The sequence below is a fragment of the Thioalkalivibrio halophilus genome, assembly GCF_001995255.1.
Lineage (GTDB): Bacteria > Pseudomonadota > Gammaproteobacteria > Ectothiorhodospirales > Ectothiorhodospiraceae > Thioalkalivibrio > Thioalkalivibrio halophilus.
The window spans coordinates 19,257-33,765 of sequence record NZ_MUZR01000013.1; the positions used below are offsets into that span (position 1 = coordinate 19,257).

Sequence of the window (14,509 nt, forward strand, 5' to 3'; positions counted from 1 at the left end):
GCCGCCGGAGTCCGCCGCACGACCGCCCGACCGGCATGCGCTGACGCACCGCATAGGCCGGGAGCCGGTCCACCAGACAGGCCCCATGCCGAGTAGTGGACGCGGGCCGTCATGCCTGACCCGCCCGCTGGAAGGCTTGCCACGCATCCGCAGGCCGGGCGCTGGCGGCGCGGTCGAGCCAATACCGACGCTGCTGGCGGTCGAGACGGTTCCACCAGGCCACGCCCGCCGCGTCATCCTCGCCGCCGTGCCGGCCCGCCAGCGAGTCCGGGATCTGCCGGTTCTGGCGGTACTGCCCGAAGTCTGACCACGCTGCGGGATCGTCGGGGCTGTACCCGTAGTGGCCGCACCAGCGGATGAACTCGCCGCTCCACGTCGGGTGTCCGTGGTGGAGGCCGTGCGAGACCTGGCAATACTCGCCGCTGCGGTTGCGGGGCCAGACGCCCGCCGCGCGCAGGGTGTCCGCCTGCTGGGGTGTCAGGTTGATCGTGCTGCCGTTGGGCGCTTGCCAGGTGATGACCTGGCGGGGTTCGGTGATGGTTTGCATGGCTGCTGTCTCCGGTTGAAGTGACGAAGGCAGCACCGGGGTTGTGGGGGTACTTTTGGGGGTACATTCATCGGAAGGGCGACCCTGAACCCCATCGAATCAACGCCTTGCGATCGGGGTTCGACTCCTGTCACCGGCTCCATAAAATCAAGGGTTTGCGGCACATCACCCGCCGCAACACTCCCCGCCTTCCCCTCCGTGGTGCACATCGTGGCGCACAGAAACGGTAGCCAGTTTTTTTCGCCCTGCCTTTGGCGCTACGCTCCCAGCATCATCTTCCCCCAGATCCTGAATTCAACCAATAAGTGCAACGCTACGTCATGCGGCGCGTGCCGATGTCAATCTTCCGCATCCTCCAGGCGGGCCTGTTCGATCAGGACCGGGTAGACGTAGCCGGCACCGAAATCCCTTTCGAGCACGTAGACCCCTTCCACCCGCACACGGTCACCCGGATCGGCGGTCTGCTGGCTGGTGAGGGTAATGAAGTCGCCGGGCTCGCCCGTGCCGTCCACCAGCCGCAGGAAATTGCGGCCCATGATGTCCTCGTTGACCTGCGCGATGATGCCTTCCAGGCGCACCGTCTCGCCCTCAAGCTCTTCCGGTGCCTGATTCAGGGCTTCCACGCTGTGTATCTCGTTCGCGGCAACGGCCGTGACCAGCAGGCCCGCAGCCAGCGGCAGGGCCAGCAGCATGTGGCGGATTCGGATCATGAAGTTCTCCTTTGCGGATCGGGTTCGGGCGGCGCGCCATCTTCGTCCCCGGCGGCGGGCGTGTTGCGCCGACGGGCGCGGAAGAAGTCGCGCAGCTGGGTCGCGGCACGTTCGGCCAGCACCCCGCCGGTGACCGCCACGCGGTGGTTGTGGGCCGGATGATGGATCAGGTCGATGGCACTGCCGGTGGCCCCGGTGCGTGGATCGGCCGCGGCATACACCAGCCGTGCCACGCGGGCGTGGATGATGGCGCCGGCGCACATGGAACAGGGCTCCAGGGTCACGTATAGCGTGGTGCCGGGGAGGCGGTAGTTGCCAACACGCTCCCCGGCCGCGCGCAGGGCGCGGATCTCGGCGTGCGCGGTGGCGTCACGGCTGGCGATGGGTGCGTTGTGGGTCGCCGCGAGGGCGTTGCCTTCGGCGTCCACCAGCACCGCGCCTACGGGCACCTCACCGGCTACGGCTGCGGCCTCGGCCTGTGCGAGCGCCTGTTCCATCCAGCGCACGTCATCCTGCTCGCTCATGCGGCGCTGGCGGGCGCGAGCTCGTCCAGCGCCCGTTCGATGGCGCTGGCCAGATCCTGCGGGCGCCGCGTGGGGGCGAAGCGCCGGATGACGCGGCCGTCCCGCCCCACCAGAAACTTGGTAAAGTTCCATTTGATCCGCTGCGTGCCCAGGGCACCGGGGCCGGCCGTCTTGAGGTGGCGGAACAGCGGGTCGGCGCCCTCCCCGTTCACCTCGATGCGGGCGAACACCGGGAAGCTCACGCCAAAGCGCAGACCGCAGACCCGGATGGAGTCGGCATCGCCCGGCTCCTGGCGACCGAACTGGTTGCAGGGAAACCCCAGCACCCGAAAGCCGCGTTCGCCGTAGCGGTCCTGCAGCGCCTGCAGCCCTTCGTACTGCGGGGTGAAGCCGCATTGCGAGGCGACGTTGACGATCAGCAGCACCTCGCCGCGGTACTCGTCGAGCCGCTGCCGCCGGCCGTCGGCGCGGGGCACTTCGAAGTCATACACCGTGGCTTGCGGGTCGGCCATTATCCGTCCGCCTCCTGTCGCGCGAAGGATTGGAGTTCCGCCTCGAGGTCCGTAAGGCTGGCCGCCATGCCGCGGGACAGGGCGGCCACCAGGGCCCGGGGCGAGCGTTGTTGCAGGGCTTCGGTGGCCTCGAAATGCGCCAGCTCGGTCCGGTCAGCACCACCCAGCCGGGTCCGCAGCCCCACGCGGGCGGCATCGCGGCCGCTGTTCGTATCCAGGTCACCGTACAGGGCCGTGACCAGCACGTGCAGTTCCACCACCGGTTGCCCGGCCGCCCGCGCGGCGCGGGCGTCGTCCACCAGAACCACGGCGCCGTCGCCACGGGTCCAGCGTTCGCGCAGCAGCTGTTCCACCTGTTCCGCCGGACGCAGGAACCATTCGTTGTAGTAGTCCGCTTCGTACTCGTGCGGCCCCAGGCGGTACACCAGCCCCTTCTCGGCATAGGCGGGGGCCACGCGCACCGAGCCCAGCTCCACTGCCACGGGCACGCCGGCATCCGTTGCGGGCGGCCCGGTGTCTTCCGGCAGTTCCAGCAGGAACCACGCCCGCTCCACCGGTTCGCGTTCGGCCAGCAGGCCGCAGCCCCCCAGCAGGAATGCGGCCAGCACCGCCAGCAGTAGCGCGCGTGTCATCAGCGTTCCTCTCCCCGGTTGTCCCGGTCCATGATACTGCGCGGCGGCGGTGCCCCGAACAGGGTACCCGCCGGATTGCGCCGCACGTCTTCCGAAAGGCTGCGCAGGCTGCGCGTGGTGCTCTGCAGCTCTTCCAGGGTCTCCGCCAGTTTCGCCTCGTTCACTTCCACGCCACGATCCAGGCGTTCCACCATGCCCTCGATCCGGGCCACCAGCTCGCCAATCTCGGCCTGTTCCGCGGTGCGCCTCAGCTGACGCATGGTCTCGCGGGTCTCGCCCGGGAGGGCCTGCGTATCAGGATGGTCGAGGAGGTTCTCGACGGATTCCATGATGCGCTCGGCACTGGTGGCCGTGGTCTCCAGTTCGCCGATCAGGTCGTCCGCCCGTCCGGCGATACCCTCCACGTCGATGCTCGAGACGGTGTCGTCGAGATTGACCAGCAGGCTGTTGAGATTCCCCACCACGCCCTCGATATCGATATCGTCGATGCGTTCCAGCAGCTTCTCGGCATACTCAATGAACTGCATCGTGATGCTGGGCGCCGACGGCAGATAGGCGTACTCGGGATCCCAGGGGTGGTCCAGCGGCGGGTGTTCCGCGGGATCGGCGAAGTCCGCCTCCAGGTAGTTCATGCCGGTGATGCCCTGGGCCGCCATGCGCACCCGCAGCCCGGCCTCGACCAGCTGCTCCAGGACATCGTCCTCGAACAGGGCTTCCTGCGGCGTGGTCGCAAAACGGTCCGGCCACAGGCGCGCGCGCACCAGCACGTAGCGCTTGCGTTCCGCCGGGGGCACATCCTGTTCGTACTCCACCGAGGTGAAGCCCAGCCGGGTGACCTCGCCGATCTGGACACCGCGGAACTTCACCGGGGCGCCGACCTCCAGCCCCTGCACCGACGAATCCATGTAGGTCTCGATCATCATCGACGGTCGGAAGAAATTCCCCGCCGTCGCAATCAACAGGATGATCACCAGCGATGCGAGCCCGCCGAGGATGAACAGGCCCAGCCGGAAATGCTGTCGGGCACTCATGCGGAGGCCTCCTCGCCGTTGGCTGCTTCGTCGTGGTCACCGCCCAGAAAGCGCCGCACCCAGGGGTGTGCCGACTCCTCGCGCAGGCGTCGCGGATCCCCGTCGGCGACGATGCCCCGGGTTTCCTTGTCGAGCATAATCACGCGGTCGGCGATGGCAAAAATGCTCGCGAGCTCGTGGCTGACGATCACGATGGTCATGCCCAGGCTGCGCGCGAGCCGCCGGATCAACCGGTCCAGCTCGCGCGAGGTAATCGGATCCAGCCCGGCCGAGGGTTCATCCAGGAACAGCACCGAGGGGTCCAGCGCCATGGCCCGCGCGATGGCGGCACGTTTCTGCATGCCACCGGAGATCTCCGAGGGCATGAAATCCACGAACGCGCCCAGCCCCACCAGCTGCAGCTTCGCGCGGGCCACAGCGTCCATCGCCGAACGCGGCAGAGCGGTGTGAACCTCCAGCGGCAGGCGCACATTCTCCTGCAGGGTCATGGACCCGAACAGCGCGCCCATCTGATACATCACCCCCATGCCCCGCAGGATGGCCTCGAAACGCTCGCCGTCGGCGTGGGCAATATCCGCGTCGCCGATCCAGATCCTTCCGGCCTGCGGGGTATACAGCCCGATCATGTGCTTGAGCAGCGTGCTCTTGCCGCTCCCGGAGCCGCCCAGGATCACGAAGATCTCGCCACGGCGGACCTCGAAGTTCAGATCCCGCATCAGCACGAAATCGTCGAAGCCCATGGTCAGGCCTTCCACCCGGATCACCGGATCCGTATCGGACTGCGCCATGCCTCACACCCCCAGGTGATAGAACAGGACCGCGAACAGGCCGTCGAACACCACGATCAGGATGATCGCCGTAACCACCGCACTGGTGGTGGAGCTGCCCACGGCCGCCGCGCCGTTGCCGGTCTGCAGGCCGCGCAGGCAGCCAACGCTGGCCACCAGCAGGCCGAATACCCCGGCCTTGAACAATCCGGAGAACAGGTCCGAAAGCGACACCGCGCCGGTCACCTGGTTGAGAAACGCAACCCACGGGATGCCGAAGCCCTGCAGCACCAGGGCCGCACCCAGCAGGCCGATCAGGTTGGCGTACAGCGCCAGCAGCGGCGCGACCAGGGTGCCCGCCAGCACCTTGGGCACCACCAGGAAGCGCACCGGATCCAGGGCCATGGTCTGCAGGGCATTCACCTCCTCGTTCACCTTCATGGTCCCGATCTCGGCGGCGAACGCCGCCCCCGAGCGCCCCGCCAGCAGGATCGCCATCATCAGCGGGCCCAGCTCGCGGAACAGCGACACCGCGACCAGATCGGCCACGAAGATCTCCGCCCCGAACTGACGCATCGCGATCGCCGACTGGAACGCCAGGATCACGCCCATCAGGAAGGCGATCAAAGAGACAATCGGCAGGGCCCGGAACCCGGCAACCTCGGCCACGCGAAAGGTATCGCCCCAGCGCACCTGCCGCGGATGCCGCAGCGCCGCCCCCAGGGCACGGCCCAGTTCGCCGATGAACGCCATCTGCTCCCAGCCTGCGCGTCCCACCTGTCCGACCGCGTCCATCCAGCGGCTGCGCCAGTCACTGCGGCCCTCACCGCGCGCGGGCGTCACCGCATCCAGCTCACGATACGGAGCCAGCTGCTCCTCGACCATGCGCGTGGCGCCGACTAGCTCCAGCGTCACCCCCCCGGCCGCGGCATCCCGTTCCAGCGCGTGCAGCAGGGCGGCCCCGGCTCCGTCACAATAGCTCAGACCGGTGACATCCACGGGCAGAGTCCCGCCCCCCGCCTCGCGCGCCAGCAGGCGCACGCGATCGCGCAGCGGGCCCCAGGACCGTTCCACCGCAGCGGTGTCCAGGCTGCCCGACAGGCGCAGACCGGGGGACGGTCCGTCTGTGGCATCATGTTGGAAGGCTGGCCGCTGGGCCCCTGACGCTGTGTCCATGCCGTTTTCCCGACTCGTGCGCGACCATGGTAGCCGCGCCGGAGCGCGGGGGACACTCTGCAGATACAGGGGAACCATCCGGCCGCTACAAACTCTTCTGCAACTCCCCCATAACGCGAGAATGCCATGTCTTCGGGAACGGACGCCCTGCAGCGGGTGGAACAGGCCCTCAACCAGATCCTTCTCGGCAAGCCCCGCGCCATCCGTCTGGCGCTCACCTGCCTGCTGGCCAACGGCCATCTGCTGATCGAGGACCTGCCCGGCGTGGGCAAGACCACGCTGGCGCACGCACTGGCGCGCGCGATGAACCTGGACTACCGCCGGGTCCAGTTCACCAGCGACCTGCTCCCGGGTGACGTGCTGGGCGTATCGGTGTTCGAACAGGGCAGCGGCGAATTCCGCTTTCATCCCGGGCCGATCTTCACCCAGGTGCTGCTGGCCGACGAGGTCAACCGCGCACCACCGAAGACCCAGAGCGCCCTGCTGGAAGCCATGGAAGAACGCCAGGCCAGCGTGGAAGGCGCGACCCGCGACCTGCCCGAGCCGTTCTTCGTGATCGCCACCCAGAACCCCGAGGAGCAGGTCGGCACGCATCCGCTGCCGGAGTCGCAGCTGGACCGCTTTCTGATGCGCATCGAACTCGGCTACCCCGACCCAAGGGCCGAGCGCGCCCTGCTGGAACGCCGCGGGGACACCGGCCACCCGGCCCCGGACACCATGGCCACGCCGGAACAGCTGGCCGAGTGGCAGGCATCCGTGGATGCCGTGCACGCCGATTCCAAGGTGCTCGACTATCTCCAGGAGCTGGTGGCTGCCAGCCGCGATACCGCCCGCTTTGCCCACGGCCTGTCGCCGCGTGCCGGCGTGGGCCTGCTGCGCGCGGCACGTGCCCATGCGTTCCTGGATACGCGCGACTACATCACCCCCGACGACATCGCCCGGGTCCTGCCGGCGGTGGCCGGCCACCGCGTACGCGCCCGCGAGCCGCAGGATTCCGCCCGCACCGTGGAGGCCCTGCTGGAATGCGTGCCCAGCCGCTGAACCGCCGGCGACGCCTGCGCGGCACCTGGCAGCGCCTGCGCGACGACGCGATCCGCTGGATCAACCGCCGTCACGCGCACGACGGCGAGCATGCGCGGCTGGGCCGCGACCGCATCTACATCCTGCCCACCCGCGCCGGTTACACCCTGCTCGGGATTATCCTGATCATGCTGCTGGGCTCCATCAATTACGCCAACAACATGGCGTTCCTGCTGACCTTCCTGCTGGCCGGGATCGGGCACAACGCCATCTGGTACACCCATCGCAACCTGCTGGGACTGGAGATTCGCCCGCTGCCGATCGACCCGGTGTTCGCCGGGAGCGCGCCCGAAGCGCAACTGCGACTCCATGAAACCGACGGCCGGGGACGCGAAGCCATTAACGTGCGGGTCGGTGCACACGCTTGCGAACCGGTCGCCATCCCCGCGGGTGGCCGGAGCGATGCCCGCATCGTGCTGCCGGCCGTGCCGCGCGGGGTCTACCGCCTGCCGCGCCAGCGCGTGGACACGCGCTTCCCGCTGGGGGTCCTGGAGGCCTGGAGCTGGCTCAATCTGGACGCCGAGATCCTGGTCTATCCGTCGCCCGTGGACCCCGGCCGGGCCCTGGCCGGACACGGCGACGGCGACGAGGACACCGGCGCCCGCGGGCAATCCGAGGAACCGCCCGACCACATCCGGCCCTACCGCCCCGGCGACCCGCCCGGCCGCATCATCTGGAAGGCCTATGCCCGCAGCGGCAAGCTGCATGTGCGCGAAAGCCCCGGCGGGGTACAGGACGACCTCTGGTTCGACTACGACGCCCTGCCCCACGGCGACACCGAGACCCGCCTGTCGATGCTCTGCCATCAGGTGCTGGAGGCCCATGCGCAGGAGCGCGCCTGGGGCCTGCGTCTGCCGGGCCAGCGCATCGACCCCGGCCAGGGCCCGGAACATCGTGACCACTGCCTGCAGGCGCTGGCCCGTTTTCGCGCCGCCCCGGCACCCCTGCCGCTGGAGGACGGAGCATGAGGGAGGGCTGGCTCACCCGCCCGGCCCCGCCGCGCGAGGAACTGCGCGGGCTGGGCATCGCGCTGATCGCCCTGCCCGTGGCCGCGCTGCCGCACGCCTGGTACCAGCCGGCCTGGGTGACCCTGCTGATGGCCCTGGCCGTGCTGCTGCGCGGCTGGGTGCACTGGCGCGGGACCCGCGCGCCCTCGCTGTGGGTGATGAGCCTCCTCGCCCTGGGTGCCGGCGCCATGACCCTGGCACATTACGGCACCCTGTTCGGCCAGGAGGCCGGGAGCGCGCTGCTGCTGGTGATGATCGCGCTCAAGCTGCTGGAGGCGCGCAGCCGACGCGACGTGGTCATTGCGCTGTTTCTGGGTTATTTCGTCATCGTCACCACGTATTTCTTCGACCAGGCTTTCTGGATCGGGCTGTGGTCGCTGCTGGGGGCGCTGCTGCTGACCGCGGCCCTGGTGCAGCTGCACGCCGCCCGCCCGCTGTCGCCGCAGTTTCTCGGCCGGCGCGCCGGGGGCATGCTGGTGCATGCCCTGCCGTTCATGATCATCCTGTTCATCGTGTTCCCGCGCATCGAAGGGCCGCTGTGGGGCGAACGCGAGGATGCCGACGACACCGCGCAGACCGGGCTGTCGGACGAGATGAACCCCGGCGACATCGCCGAACTGCTGCAGGACGAAACCGTCGCCGCCCGGGTCGAATTCCACGGCGAGATCCCGCCGACCCGCGCACAATACTGGCGGAGCATGGTGATGACCGACTTCGACGGCCGCCAATGGCGTGCCGATCGTGGAGATTCGTCGATCGAACCGCCCGCGGTGGAGGGCGATACCGTCGACTACACTGTCACGCTGGAACCCACGCGTTCCCGCTACCTGCCGGTTCTGGAATATCCCGCCCGCTTGCCCGACGATGCCGAGCTGCGCGCGAACCATCAGGTCATCCGCGACCAGCGCATCACCGGGCGCATCCAGTACACCGCCAGCGCCGATCTGACGCGCCCCCCGGGCAGCGACGCCGACGTCCCCACCCTGGACCCCGAGACCCGCGAGCGGGCCCTGGCGCTGCCCCCGGGCGCCGCGCCGCAGGCCCGCGCCCAGGCCGGGCTCTGGACGGCCACGCACGACGACCCGCGCGCCATCATTGAAACCGCCCTGGCGCGTTTCTCCGGCGAACCCTACCGCTACACCCTGCAGCCACCGCAGACGACGGGCGATCACACCGATGCGTTCCTTTTCGATACCCACGCCGGCTACTGCGAACACTACGCCTCGGCGTTCGCGGTGCTGATGCGGGCGGCGGGCATCCCCGCGCGGGTAGTCACCGGCTATCACGGAGGCGAGTGGCGCGAACGCGGTGGCTATCTGCGCCTGCGCAATGCCGACGCCCATGCCTGGAACGAGGTCTGGATCGATGGCGAGGGCTGGCGGCGGGTCGACCCCACCGCGGCGATCGCGCCCGAGCGTATCGAGCAGGGACTGCAGGGCCTGTCACCCTCCGAGGGCGAGCAGACGCCGGACTTCCTGCGCCGCGAGGGCCTCTCCTGGCTGCAGCAGGCGCGCTTCGAGCTGCAGGACTGGCGGGAGTTCATCGGCTTTCGCTGGGAGACCTGGGTGCTGGCGTTCACCCCCGAGCGTCAGCAACGGCTGTTCGAGCGCTTTGGCCTGGACCCGCGCGACTGGCGCAGCGTGCTGATCGCGCTGGGGGTCAGCTTCGGCACCCTGGCTGCCGGGGTCGCGCTGTGGCTGCTGCTGCGCGGACGCGAGCGCCGGGATCCGGCGCAGCGCGCCCTCCACCGGTTGTCCCGGCGCCTGCGCGGTGCGGGCCTGGCGCACCAGCCGCACGAGAGCGTGGATGCCTGGGTGCGGCGCGTGGCCGCGGCCCGGCCGCAGGACCGCGAAGCCCTGGAGGCCTTCGCCCGGCACTACAACGCCCTGCGCTTCGCGCCGCTGGACAGGCAGGGACGGCACGAACAGGGCCAGGCCCTGAAGGCCGCCCTCGCCCGCATCCCGCGACGCCGGCCGACCACGGACACGGACGCGGAAACGCCTGCCGACACCCGGGCCTGAGCGGGGCTCCGGGTCAGGAGCGGGGGGTCAGCGGGATCAGAAGGTATTGGCCACCGAGGCCACGCCCGGCGCCCGCGAGCGCACCAGGCGTTCGACCACGTTCTTGAGATCCAGGGTGGAACGCGGGCAGCCGACGCAGGCCCCCTTCAGGCGCACGCGCACGGTGCGCCCGTCCAGCTCGACGAACTCGATGTCGCCGCCATCCTGCATCATGATGCGCCGCGCCTCCTCGATGGCCTCGCGCACCGCGTCCTCGTCGATGGGGCCGTCGGCCGGCACGTCGGCCTGTTCCCGCGCCGCATGGGTCTGGGCCCGGTCCAGCCGCAGGGCCAGCTCCGGATCGAGCTCCTCGATCGCGTCCAGCTCTTCCTCGCTGTAGACGTGATCCGGGTCGTCCTTCAGCAGGTGCGACACGTCCACCATGACCTGTGCGTTGTCGGGACGCGTTTGATCTCCCGCCATGATCCGGCCTCCGCTAGCTCGCAGTGCGGTCAGTATAGCAACGCCGCGCGCGATCACGTCGCGAGGCCTCACCGGCTCCCCGGATTCCGCCGGACCCGGCGCGGGCCAGCGCAGGCGCATGCGCAACCGGCGCAGGTCGTCCGCATCCACCCGCCCCGGGTACAGCCACAGGGTCCCCGGGCGCCCCCCACCCGCGGGGCGATAGCGCAGCACCACGCGGGTAGAGAACACCCGGGTGTCCGGCAGGATCTCGATATCGTGGATGCGTTCCTGGCGCAGGCCCTCGGCGGTGGCCAGCCACCAGCGCCCGTGCGCGGTGCAGCCCAGCCAGTCGAAGTGCGGCTGGCGGCCACGCCGGGACCAGCCGAACGCGGCCGCCACCAGGACGCCCGCCGCCGGCCATGTCCACCACACGCCGTAGACCAGCGCGTACAGCACGACCGCGGTGCTCAGCAGCACCTGACCGGCGAGAATCCGCCGCGCGAGCCGCGGGTCAGGGTGCAGGCGCAGCCGCAGCGGCGGCGCGGATGAGCGGGGCAAGCCGGGCTATCCCGGCATCCGCGGTGGTCTGGCGGCCCATGACCACCTCGTAGAGCACGTTGTCGGGATAATCCAGCAGCCGTTCAAAGGCATCGCGACCCTCCTGGTCCAGTTGCGCATATCCCTGCGCGAGAAACTCCCCGAGCAGCCAGTCGTTCTCCAGCATGCCCCGGCGGCAGCGCCAGCGAGTGCGGCTGTCGGGTTCCATCACAGTGACCTCTTCAGCATGGTGCGGCGGATGTCGCTGATCGCCTTCGCCGGGTTGAGGCCCTTCGGGCACACCTGCGTGCAGTTCATGATGGTGTGACAGCGGTACAGCTTCCAGGCATCGTCCAGCCGCTCCAGCCGGTGCTCGGTCGCCTCGTCGCGGGTGTCCTTGATGAAGCGCGCGGCCTGCAGCAGCGCGGCGGGGCCGAGGAACTTGTCCGGGTTCCACCAGTACGACGGGCAGGCCGCCGAACAGCAGCCGCACAGGATGCATTCGTACAGCCCGTCCAGCTCGTCGCGGTCGGCCGGATCCTGCTTGCGCTCTACCTCGGGCTCCGGGCTGTCGTTCACCAGCCAGGGCTCGGCGGCCCGGTACTGGTCCCAGAAGTTGGTCATGTCCACGATCAGGTCGCGGATCACCGGCATTCCCGGGAACGGGCGCAGGGTCACCGGGGTGTCGAGCTCCTCCAGCGGGGTCACGCAGGCCAGGCCGTTGGTGCCGTTGATGCTCATGCCGTCGGAGCCGCAGACCCCGTGCTGACAGGAACGCCGGAAACCCAGCGAGTCGTCCTGCTCCTTCAGCAGCAGCAGGGCATCCAGCAGCATCATCCCCGGCTCCACCTGCTCGTCGGGCAGGGTGAAACGCTGCATCTTCGGTAGCGTGTCGGTCTCCGGGTTGAAGCGGTAGATCGAGAATTCCATCAGTAGGTGCGCTCCTTCGGCGGGAACGAGGCCACGGTATTCGGCCGGGTCCGCACCGGCTTGTAGTCGAGGCTGTCGTCCTCCAGCGAATACAGGCTGTGGCGCAGCCAGCGCTGATCGTCGCGCTCGGGGAAATCGATGCGCGAATGCGCGCCCCGGCTCTCCTCGCGCCCCAGCGCGGAGCGGATGGTGGCGATCGCGCAGTCCATCAGGTTCTCCAGCTCCATCGCTTCCACCCGCGCGGTGTTGAACGTGGGGGTGTGGTCATGGATCACCGCGTGGTCCAGGCGTCGGCGCAGCTCGCGCACCTTCTCCACGCCCTCGCGCATCACCTCGTCGGTGCGGAACACCGAACAGTGGTCCTCCATCACCTTGCGCAGTTCGCGCTTGAGCCCGTCCACCGACTCGGTTTCGCCGGTGCCCGAATCCCGCCGATCCCAGCGGGCGAGCCGGGCCATGGCCGCCTCCACCGCGGATTCGTCCAGCGGACGGTGATAGCGGTTCTCCTCGAGGTATTCGAGGATGTGATTGGCCGCCGCGCGGCCGAACACCAGGATGTCCAGCAGCGAGTTACCCCCCAGCCGGTTCGCCCCGTGGACCGAGACACAGGCCGCCTCGCCGGCGGCATACAGCCCCGGCACCGGGTCCTCGGGCGAGTCCTTGACCGGCGCGACCACCTGCCCGTCGCGGTTGGTGGGGATCCCGCCCATGCTGTAGTGACAGGTCGGAAACACCGGGATCGGCGCGTCGATCGGATCCACGTTGAGAAAGGTCTGGCTGGCCTCGCGGATGCCCGGCAGGCGCTGCATGATGGTGTCCGCCCCCAGATGGCGCAGGTCGAGGAACACGTGGTCGGCGTTGCGCCCGCAGCCGCGGCCCTCGCGCACCTCGGTGGCGATCGCGCGCGAGACCACGTCGCGCGAGGCCAGGTCCTTCGCGTTCGGCGCATAGCGCTCCATGAAACGCTCGCCGTCCGAATTGACCAGGTAGCCGCCCTCGCCGCGCGCACCCTCGGTGATCAGCATCCCGCGCCCGGCGATCCCGGTGGGGTGGAACTGTACGAACTCCATGTCCTCCAGCGGGATCCCCGCGCGCAGGGCCATCGCCATGCCGTCGCCGGTGTTGATCAGCGCGTTAGTGGTGGTGCGGAACAGCTGCCCCGCCCCGCCGGTGGCGATCAGCGTGGTCTTGGCCTCGATCACGATCGGCTCGCCACTGAGGATCTCGAACGCCAGCACCCCCAGCACGTGCCCCTCGGCATCGCGCAGCAGGTCCACCGCGAAATATTCGTCGAAGAAATGCGTGCGTGCGCGCAGGTTCTGCTGGTACAGCGAGTGCAGGATCGCGTGGCCGGTGCGGTCGGCGGCGGCACAGGTGCGCGCGGCCTGGTCCTGGCCGAAGTTCTGGCTCTGCCCGCCGAACGCACGCTGGTAGATGTTGCCGTTGTCCAGGCGCGAGAACGGCACGCCGAAGTGGTCCAGCTCGTAGACCACCTTGGAAGCGGCGCGGCACATGTATTCGATCGCGTCCTGGTCGCCCAGGTAGTCGGAACCCTTCACCGTGTCGAACATGTGCCAGTGCCAGGAATCGGGCAGCACGTTGGCCAGCGCGGCGTTCACCCCGCCCTGGGCCGCCACCGTGTGCGAGCGCGTGGGGAACACCTTGGACACCACGGCCACCTTGGCCTCGGCGTTGGACAGCTGCAGGGCCGCCCGCAGGCCGGCCCCGCCGGCCCCGATGATGAGGGCGTCGAACTTGCGCCGGGTCACGTTCATGAGAGCCATGCCTTGAACAGGATTGCGAAGGCCCACAGGCCAAGGACCAGCAGGCCGGTGGCCGACAGGATCAGCACCGTCAGGCGGATGCCGAAGGGATGGACGTAGTCCATGATCACGTCGCGCAGGCCGATCCAGGCGTGCAGCAGCAGGGCCAGCACGCCCAGTGCAGTCAGCAGCCCGACCACCGGATGCCCGACGAAGGCGATCCAGAGGGCATGATCGGCCGGCGGGAAAAAGACGAAATAACCCAGCATCAGCACGGTGAACACGCCCAGGTACACGGCCGTGATCCGCTGCAGCAGCCAGGCCCGCTGTCCGCTCAGGAGTCTCACAGCCACAGTCCTCCCCAGACGATCAGGGTGGCGACGACCCCCGCGATCAGGGCCTGGCGCGCAGTGCGCAGCGAGCCCTCGCGGTCCTCGCCGATCCCGAATTCCATCGCCAGATAGCGGATGCCCGCGAAAAGATGATGCAGCAGCCACCACAGGACACCCAGCAGCACCAGCAAGCCCAGCGGGTGACCGACCCAGCCGGCCACGCGGGCGAAACCCTCGGGCCCGGACAGCGAGAGCTGCAGCAGCCACAACAGCACGGGGATCGCGAGAATCAGCAGCACGCCGGTCACGCGGTGCAGGATGGAAACCACCGCGTTGAGCGGGAAGCGGATCCTGCGCAGATCCAGAAAGACGGGTCGAGCCGGCGGCCGGGCCATGGAACCTCTCGCGCGGATGGGCGACATAAGGGATCCTGACACCCGACACGGCGTTCGTCTACTATCGGGCCGCCAGGGAAATGCCGCCCCCGCGGCCACAG

Annotated in this window: 17 protein-coding genes; 3 read left to right on the forward strand and 14 right to left on the reverse strand. The window is 69.2% G+C overall.

Features of this window, described 5'->3' with window-relative positions; all coding sequences use genetic code 11:
- Positions 1–109: 109 nt before the first annotated feature.
- From B1A74_RS04730 to B1A74_RS04765, 8 genes are all read right to left on the reverse strand, one after another.
- Positions 110–547, reverse strand: a complete 438-nt coding sequence (locus B1A74_RS04730) for a hypothetical protein (RefSeq protein WP_077243921.1) — start codon at positions 545–547, stop codon at positions 110–112.
- 338 nt (positions 548–885) lie between these two features.
- On the reverse strand, positions 886–1,257 hold the full coding sequence (locus B1A74_RS04735) for a hypothetical protein (RefSeq protein WP_018945646.1): 372 nt from the start codon (positions 1,255–1,257) through the stop codon (positions 886–888).
- The gene (gene tadA, locus B1A74_RS04740; RefSeq protein WP_077243922.1) at positions 1,254–1,781 is read right to left on the reverse strand and encodes a tRNA adenosine(34) deaminase TadA; all 528 of its coding nucleotides are present in this window, start codon (positions 1,779–1,781) and stop codon (positions 1,254–1,256) included. The genes B1A74_RS04735 and tadA overlap by 4 nt, the downstream gene beginning before the upstream one ends.
- Positions 1,778–2,293, reverse strand: coding sequence for a glutathione peroxidase (locus B1A74_RS04745; protein ID WP_077243923.1), 516 nt, complete (start codon positions 2,291–2,293; stop codon positions 1,778–1,780). Before B1A74_RS04745 ends, tadA begins: the two co-directional genes overlap by 4 nt.
- Entirely contained in the window at positions 2,293–2,925 is a 633-nt protein-coding gene (locus tag B1A74_RS04750; protein WP_077243924.1) for a PqiC family protein, read from the reverse strand. Before B1A74_RS04750 ends, B1A74_RS04745 begins: the two co-directional genes overlap by 1 nt.
- On the reverse strand, positions 2,925–3,956 hold the full coding sequence (locus tag B1A74_RS04755; RefSeq protein WP_024329480.1) for an MlaD family protein: 1,032 nt from the start codon (positions 3,954–3,956) through the stop codon (positions 2,925–2,927). The genes B1A74_RS04750 and B1A74_RS04755 overlap by 1 nt, the downstream gene beginning before the upstream one ends.
- Positions 3,953–4,744: an ABC transporter ATP-binding protein gene (locus B1A74_RS04760; protein ID WP_077243925.1), complete on the reverse strand. Its 792-nt coding sequence runs from the start codon at positions 4,742–4,744 to the stop codon at positions 3,953–3,955. Before B1A74_RS04760 ends, B1A74_RS04755 begins: the two co-directional genes overlap by 4 nt.
- Before the next feature lie 3 nt (positions 4,745–4,747).
- The gene (locus B1A74_RS04765) at positions 4,748–5,899 is read right to left on the reverse strand and encodes an ABC transporter permease (protein WP_077243926.1); all 1,152 of its coding nucleotides are present in this window, start codon (positions 5,897–5,899) and stop codon (positions 4,748–4,750) included.
- 126 nt (positions 5,900–6,025) lie between these two features.
- Between B1A74_RS04765 and B1A74_RS04770 the strand changes: the two genes are divergently transcribed.
- From B1A74_RS04770 to B1A74_RS04780, 3 genes are read left to right on the forward strand one after another with little or no spacing between them, the layout of a single operon-like run.
- The gene (locus B1A74_RS04770) at positions 6,026–6,940 is read left to right on the forward strand and encodes an AAA family ATPase (protein WP_018945639.1); all 915 of its coding nucleotides are present in this window, start codon (positions 6,026–6,028) and stop codon (positions 6,938–6,940) included.
- Positions 6,922–7,947, forward strand: a complete 1,026-nt coding sequence (locus tag B1A74_RS04775) for a DUF58 domain-containing protein (RefSeq protein ID WP_018945638.1) — start codon at positions 6,922–6,924, stop codon at positions 7,945–7,947. Before B1A74_RS04770 ends, B1A74_RS04775 begins: the two co-directional genes overlap by 19 nt.
- On the forward strand, positions 7,944–10,007 hold the full coding sequence (locus tag B1A74_RS04780; RefSeq protein ID WP_077243927.1) for a transglutaminase TgpA family protein: 2,064 nt from the start codon (positions 7,944–7,946) through the stop codon (positions 10,005–10,007). Before B1A74_RS04775 ends, B1A74_RS04780 begins: the two co-directional genes overlap by 4 nt.
- 36 nt (positions 10,008–10,043) lie before the next feature.
- Here B1A74_RS04780 and B1A74_RS04785 read toward each other — a convergent pair whose 3' ends face one another.
- The 6 genes from B1A74_RS04785 to sdhC are packed head-to-tail and all read right to left on the reverse strand — an operon-like array spanning position 10,044 to position 14,408.
- Positions 10,044–11,009 carry a NifU family protein gene (locus tag B1A74_RS04785; protein ID WP_077243928.1) on the reverse strand — a complete coding sequence of 322 codons (966 nt, stop codon included), beginning with the start codon at positions 11,007–11,009 and terminating at the stop codon, positions 10,044–10,046.
- Positions 10,963–11,217, reverse strand: a complete 255-nt coding sequence (locus B1A74_RS04790) for an FAD assembly factor SdhE (RefSeq protein WP_024329487.1) — start codon at positions 11,215–11,217, stop codon at positions 10,963–10,965. Before B1A74_RS04790 ends, B1A74_RS04785 begins: the two co-directional genes overlap by 47 nt.
- Positions 11,217–11,918 carry a succinate dehydrogenase iron-sulfur subunit gene (locus B1A74_RS04795; protein ID WP_018945634.1) on the reverse strand — a complete coding sequence of 234 codons (702 nt, stop codon included), beginning with the start codon at positions 11,916–11,918 and terminating at the stop codon, positions 11,217–11,219. Before B1A74_RS04795 ends, B1A74_RS04790 begins: the two co-directional genes overlap by 1 nt.
- Entirely contained in the window at positions 11,918–13,693 is a 1,776-nt protein-coding gene (sdhA, locus tag B1A74_RS04800; protein ID WP_077243929.1) for a succinate dehydrogenase flavoprotein subunit, read from the reverse strand. The genes B1A74_RS04795 and sdhA overlap by 1 nt, the downstream gene beginning before the upstream one ends.
- The gene (gene sdhD, locus B1A74_RS04805) at positions 13,690–14,028 is read right to left on the reverse strand and encodes a succinate dehydrogenase, hydrophobic membrane anchor protein (protein WP_018945632.1); all 339 of its coding nucleotides are present in this window, start codon (positions 14,026–14,028) and stop codon (positions 13,690–13,692) included. Before sdhD ends, sdhA begins: the two co-directional genes overlap by 4 nt.
- Entirely contained in the window at positions 14,025–14,408 is a 384-nt protein-coding gene (gene sdhC / locus B1A74_RS04810; protein WP_077243930.1) for a succinate dehydrogenase, cytochrome b556 subunit, read from the reverse strand. Before sdhC ends, sdhD begins: the two co-directional genes overlap by 4 nt.
- Positions 14,409–14,509: the final 101 nt, after the last annotated feature.

What these genes read in the sequence shown, in the direction of transcription:
- B1A74_RS04730 (WP_077243921.1), bottom strand. Translation starts at nt 547, where the DNA reads ATGCAAACCATCACCGAACCCCGCCAGGTCATCACCTGGCAAGCGCCC.
- B1A74_RS04735 (WP_018945646.1), bottom strand. Translation starts at nt 1,257, where the DNA reads ATGATCCGAATCCGCCACATGCTGCTGGCCCTGCCGCTGGCTGCGGGC.
- tadA (WP_077243922.1), bottom strand. Translation starts at nt 1,781, where the DNA reads ATGAGCGAGCAGGATGACGTGCGCTGGATGGAACAGGCGCTCGCACAG.
- B1A74_RS04745 (WP_077243923.1), bottom strand. Translation starts at nt 2,293, where the DNA reads ATGGCCGACCCGCAAGCCACGGTGTATGACTTCGAAGTGCCCCGCGCC.
- B1A74_RS04750 (WP_077243924.1), bottom strand. Translation starts at nt 2,925, where the DNA reads ATGACACGCGCGCTACTGCTGGCGGTGCTGGCCGCATTCCTGCTGGGG.
- B1A74_RS04755 (WP_024329480.1), bottom strand. Translation starts at nt 3,956, where the DNA reads ATGAGTGCCCGACAGCATTTCCGGCTGGGCCTGTTCATCCTCGGCGGG.
- B1A74_RS04760 (WP_077243925.1), bottom strand. Translation starts at nt 4,744, where the DNA reads ATGGCGCAGTCCGATACGGATCCGGTGATCCGGGTGGAAGGCCTGACC.
- B1A74_RS04765 (WP_077243926.1), bottom strand. Translation starts at nt 5,899, where the DNA reads ATGGACACAGCGTCAGGGGCCCAGCGGCCAGCCTTCCAACATGATGCC.
- B1A74_RS04770 (WP_018945639.1), top strand. Translation starts at nt 6,026, where the DNA reads ATGTCTTCGGGAACGGACGCCCTGCAGCGGGTGGAACAGGCCCTCAAC.
- B1A74_RS04775 (WP_018945638.1), top strand. Translation starts at nt 6,922, where the DNA reads ATGCGTGCCCAGCCGCTGAACCGCCGGCGACGCCTGCGCGGCACCTGG.
- B1A74_RS04780 (WP_077243927.1), top strand. Translation starts at nt 7,944, where the DNA reads ATGAGGGAGGGCTGGCTCACCCGCCCGGCCCCGCCGCGCGAGGAACTG.
- B1A74_RS04790 (WP_024329487.1), bottom strand. Translation starts at nt 11,217, where the DNA reads ATGGAACCCGACAGCCGCACTCGCTGGCGCTGCCGCCGGGGCATGCTG.
- B1A74_RS04795 (WP_018945634.1), bottom strand. Translation starts at nt 11,918, where the DNA reads ATGGAATTCTCGATCTACCGCTTCAACCCGGAGACCGACACGCTACCG.
- sdhA (WP_077243929.1), bottom strand. Translation starts at nt 13,693, where the DNA reads ATGAACGTGACCCGGCGCAAGTTCGACGCCCTCATCATCGGGGCCGGC.
- sdhC (WP_077243930.1), bottom strand. Translation starts at nt 14,408, where the DNA reads ATGGCCCGGCCGCCGGCTCGACCCGTCTTTCTGGATCTGCGCAGGATC.